Annotated in this window: 4 protein-coding genes and 1 pseudogene; 2 read left to right on the top strand and 3 right to left on the bottom strand. The window is 60.7% G+C overall.

The window, feature by feature from the left end; translation table 11 throughout:
- Positions 1 to 389: ParA family protein (locus Q0288_RS11825; protein ID WP_299430655.1), on the top strand; the 389-nt coding region annotated here is incomplete at its 5' end.
- The gene (locus Q0288_RS11820) at positions 373 to 1,191 is read left to right on the top strand and encodes a ParB/RepB/Spo0J family partition protein (RefSeq protein WP_299430653.1); all 819 of its coding nucleotides are present in this window, start codon (positions 373 to 375) and stop codon (positions 1,189 to 1,191) included. The genes Q0288_RS11825 and Q0288_RS11820, both read left to right, overlap by 17 nt.
- Position 1,192: 1 nt before the next feature.
- Here the strand turns inward: Q0288_RS11820 and Q0288_RS11815 are convergent, their stop codons facing one another.
- From Q0288_RS11815 to Q0288_RS11805, 3 genes and pseudogenes are all read right to left on the bottom strand, one after another.
- Complete coding sequence (locus Q0288_RS11815; RefSeq protein WP_299430651.1) at positions 1,193 to 3,232, bottom strand: DNA internalization-related competence protein ComEC/Rec2; 2,040 nt, start codon at positions 3,230 to 3,232, stop codon at positions 1,193 to 1,195.
- Positions 3,229 to 3,576 carry a ComEA family DNA-binding protein gene (locus Q0288_RS11810; protein WP_299430649.1) on the bottom strand — a complete coding sequence of 116 codons (348 nt, stop codon included), beginning with the start codon at positions 3,574 to 3,576 and terminating at the stop codon, positions 3,229 to 3,231. Before Q0288_RS11810 ends, Q0288_RS11815 begins: the two co-directional genes overlap by 4 nt.
- 113 nt (positions 3,577 to 3,689) lie before the next feature.
- Positions 3,690 to 4,023 (bottom strand): annotated as a pseudogene (locus tag Q0288_RS11805) (hypothetical protein); the annotation flags it as partial.

The raw sequence follows: 4,023 nt of genomic DNA, 5'->3' as shown, positions 1-4,023 counted from the left end.
CCAGCCTGGGGCCTATCACCCTGAATGTGCTATCGGCTTCGGAGGGTCTCATTGTGCCGGTGCAGGCGGAATACTATGCCCTCGAGGGCATAGCGGGTCTGCTGGAAACCATTGATCAGGTGCGCACCAGCCTCAACCCGGCCCTGCGCCTCCTGGGGGTACTCATCACCATGTACGATCCCCGCACCCTGCTCTCGCAACAAGTCGAAAGCAATATTCGCGTCAATCTGGGAGAGAAGGTCTTCTGGACGGTGATTCCACGCAACGTCCGGCTGGCCGAGGCTCCCAGCTACGGCCAGGACATCGGGCAGTATGCCCCTACCAGCAGCGGGGCCCACGCCTACCGCCGGTTGGCCGAGGAGGTGATGCGTCGTGTCCAAGAAGCCTAGTGGCCTGGGCAGGGGGCTGGAAGCCCTGCTGCCGAAAACGCCCGCCTCACTCACCAAACTTCCCCTGGCCCTGATCAGGCCCAATCCTGGGCAGCCGCGCCGCCTCTTCGACCCGGTCGCGCTTGACGAACTGGCGTCTTCGATCAAAGAGAAGGGCTTGCTGCAACCCCTGCTGGTACGCCCCAAAGGGGACATGTACGAGCTGGTGGCCGGTGAGCGGCGCTTCAAGGCATCCCAGATGGCTGGGCTGCGCGAGGTTCCGGTGGTCATCAAAGACATTGGTGAGCGCGAGGCCCTCGAGATCGCCCTGATCGAAAACCTCCAGCGTGAAGACCTCAACCCGGTGGAGGAGGCCGAAGGGTACAAACGGCTGGTGGATATGGGCATGACCCAGGAAGAAGTGGCCAGGGCAGTGGGGAAGGCAAGGGTGACCGTTACCAACGCTCTACGTCTACTGCAACTGGGAGCCGAGGTTATGCGGGCGCTGGAAGAGAACAAAATAAGTGCAGGGCATGCCAGAGCCCTCCTGATGCTACCCGAAGCCCGGCGCAACTGGGGCCTTTCGGAAGTGCTTGGAAAGCACCTCAGTGTGCGCGAGACCGAAAGACTCAAGGACAAACCCGCTGCCGCTACCTCCCGCTCCAGAAAGGAAGAGGCGTATACCGAGATAGCCCGCAGTCTTTCGCGCCAGCTCGGCACCAGGGTTCGCTTCACCCAGCCTAAAAGGGGCAGAATCGAGATCAGCTACCACTCCGAAGAAGAACTCAATGCCATTTTGCAGGCCATAGGCTATGAAGCCTGATCTACCGAAGAACGATTCGAACTGCGCCTTCCAGATCGGTGCGACGAATCTCCAAGCCATGCCGGCTTAATCGCTCCAGCACGGATCGTGTGGGATGACCGTAAGGGTTATTTCCCACCCCAATTACAGCCACGCGGGGCTGAAAACTCTGGAGCAATTGCTCACCGGTACTGGTGTCAGAGCCGTGGTGCCCGACCTTCAGGATATCCACTTTTTCGACCGCCCAGCGGGCTTCGGCGGAAACAGGGGCATCGCCGGTGAAAAGGGCTTTGCGTCCACCATACTCCAACACAAAGACCAAACTTCGCTCATTATCCTCGACCTCGTGGCCCTGCGGTCCAAGAAAGCGCAGGTTGGCTCCGGCAATTTCTAGTTCGGCCCCGGCTCGAGCAAATACCACCTGAACCCTGTACCGGCGGACGGCCTGGTGCAAGGCGTCATCCATTTCGTCCCCACGCACCCGTGGGCCAGTCACCAGCGTCCCAACCGGGAAATTCCGCATGACCATCGGCAGGGCTTGCACATGGTCGGCATCGGGGTGGGTGGCGATCACCAGGTCAAGATCGTCCACCCCCAGGGCCCGCAACGCGCTTTCCAGTCTGGGGTAAGCCCAGTCCCTCCCCCCATCCACCAGAATCTCCACCCTTCCTGGTAACCGGATCAGCGTGGCGTCGCCCTGCCCCACATCAAGCTGCCAGAGTTCGGCCCTTTGGACGGTTTGTGGTAGCAGCGAAGCCAGAACAGCGGTCGCGGTCAGTGCTCCTGCCCACGGCCAACCAATCCGTCTATACAGGGCCGCCAGAAGTGGCAAAATCCCCAGAAAATACAAAGCAAAACCAGTTGCACCGATCTCTCCCCAGCGTAGTTGCGGCCCGTTAGCCAGCCATCCCACCAGCGCCAGCGTGAGCTGGCTCAATAGCTCCACCGGCCCGGCCAAAACCCCGCCCAGTACCAGCTTCACAAAGCCGAGAGGAACCAGCAGGTTCAGAATCGGGAGTACCAGCAGATTGGAGACGGGAGAGACCAGGGGCAGTTGGTGGAAGTGATGGAGCAACAGCGGAAGGATGAAAAGTTGCGCCGCAAAAGTAACGCTCACCGAAGCCCAGAGCCAGTTTCTCCAGCCCTCGAGCCGGGGCAGACTCGGCAGCACCAGGGCCATCCCGAGTACTGCCAGGTAGGAAAGCTGAGCCGAAAGGCTGAAGATGGCGTAGGGTTCAAACAGCAGGTGAATAAAAAGTGCGAGCGAAAGGGTGGGCAACACCGCCACTTTTCCCTTGCCCAGGAACAACCCCAGCAGCACCAGGCCCCCCATGATCACCGCCCGCACCAGCGAAGGCTGCGGCCCTACCAGCAGCAAATACAGTAGCAAGATTGCCAGGGTAACCAGGTAGCGCCAGTGCCCCAGCCGGTACAACACCAGCACAAAGAATCCAGCCAGAATCGCCACGTTTAGCCCCGAAAGGGCCAGTGCGTGGGCAAGCCCCGCCCGCTGGAACTCGCCATAGGTCTCGCCCAGATCGCGTCGCTCACCCAGGGTCATGGCTACCGCTAGCGCCGCAGCCGACGGCGTAAGCCCGGCCACCAGCTGCTGCTGAAACCACTGCCGGGCATCGCGGGCAGGGGGTTCAAACCGCACCACCTGTCGAGCCTGCAATACTGCATTTACGCCCAGGCCCCGCAGCCAGGTCTGCTGGTTAAAACCACCGGGGTTGCGCTGGCCCTGGGGTCGCAACAAATGTCCCTCCAGGACGTAATTTCCATCCTGTAGACGGGGAAAATAGCGCACATAAACACGGCCCTGGGGCGTGTACAGAAAACCACCCCGCAGGGTTCCCTCGAGCCGCACCCACTGCCCAAACTGCGAACCCCAGGGGTCTTTGGTCAGCCCCAGGTGAAGAACCACCAGGGCATAGGCCATCAAACCCAACCAGCGTGCTGCCTGCGGAAGTCGAAGGCCCGCCAGCAAGCCCAAAAAAGCCAGGGGTGTGAGTTGGGTCAGGGCTCCCAGCAGGGCACCCAGGCCCAGGGCATAGGGAATCATAGAGAGACTAGTGGCCGCAAACGCTCCAACAGCCTGGGGCCAATTCCCTTGACCCCATCCAGATCCTCGAGCGAACGATAGGGACGGCCTTCAATAATGCGCTGGGCCAGTGCAGGGCCAATCCCTGGCAGGCTTTCAATCTCGGCTTGGCTGGCGGTGTTGAGGTTGACCCTGGTGACCTCAGGCGTAAACGGGCCGGGTTGCAGGGCGGGGGAAGCCAGGCCCTGCACGGTGGGTGTTTTTACCTGGGTCGGGGCAAATTGAACGGTCAAACGGGGCCAGACACTTGCCAGTCCAAGCCCCAGAACAATTGCAATATAAGCCACACTCAGCCAGCGTTCCACAAAGCCCCAATTTAAGTGCAGAAAAAGCCGGTGCTGGGTTATTTGACGATCAGCCCAAAAATGCTCCTGTTAACCAAAATTCTTCCTTAAAGGGCTGCAGTACACCCCGTTTTTCAGTAGGGCTCGGACAGGCGCCACTGGATCAACGAGAGCGACAGGCCGATGGCAATAACCCCCAGCGGAACCCAAATGTCTCCGGTGATTCCCATATTAACCACCAGATAACCCCCTGTGACCACTGCGGTGATAAGGGCAGAGACCTTGAGCAGTACGGAGATCACACGCTGGGTAGAACCGAGGGTTCTGGGCGCCGGGGAAACCGGTGTCACCGAAGGAGTGGCCGCACCCTGCGAGGCCGGGGCCGCTGGAATGGGAGTGGGCACGGGTTCGGCCAGGGCAGGAGCGGCGGTGGGTTTAGGCGAGCCATCATAGGCCCAGATGGAATCG

The organism is uncultured Meiothermus sp. (genome assembly GCF_937863175.1).
Classification (GTDB): Bacteria; Deinococcota; Deinococci; order Deinococcales; family Thermaceae; genus Meiothermus.
The sequence above is the reverse complement of the archived record's forward strand: the minus strand, read 5'-3'. Positions and strand labels throughout refer to the sequence as shown.

Excerpts from the sequence above, each read along its gene's own strand:
- Q0288_RS11815 (WP_299430651.1), bottom strand. The coding sequence starts at position 3,232 with ATGATTCCCTATGCCCTGGGCCTGGGTGCCCTGCTGGGAGCCCTGACC.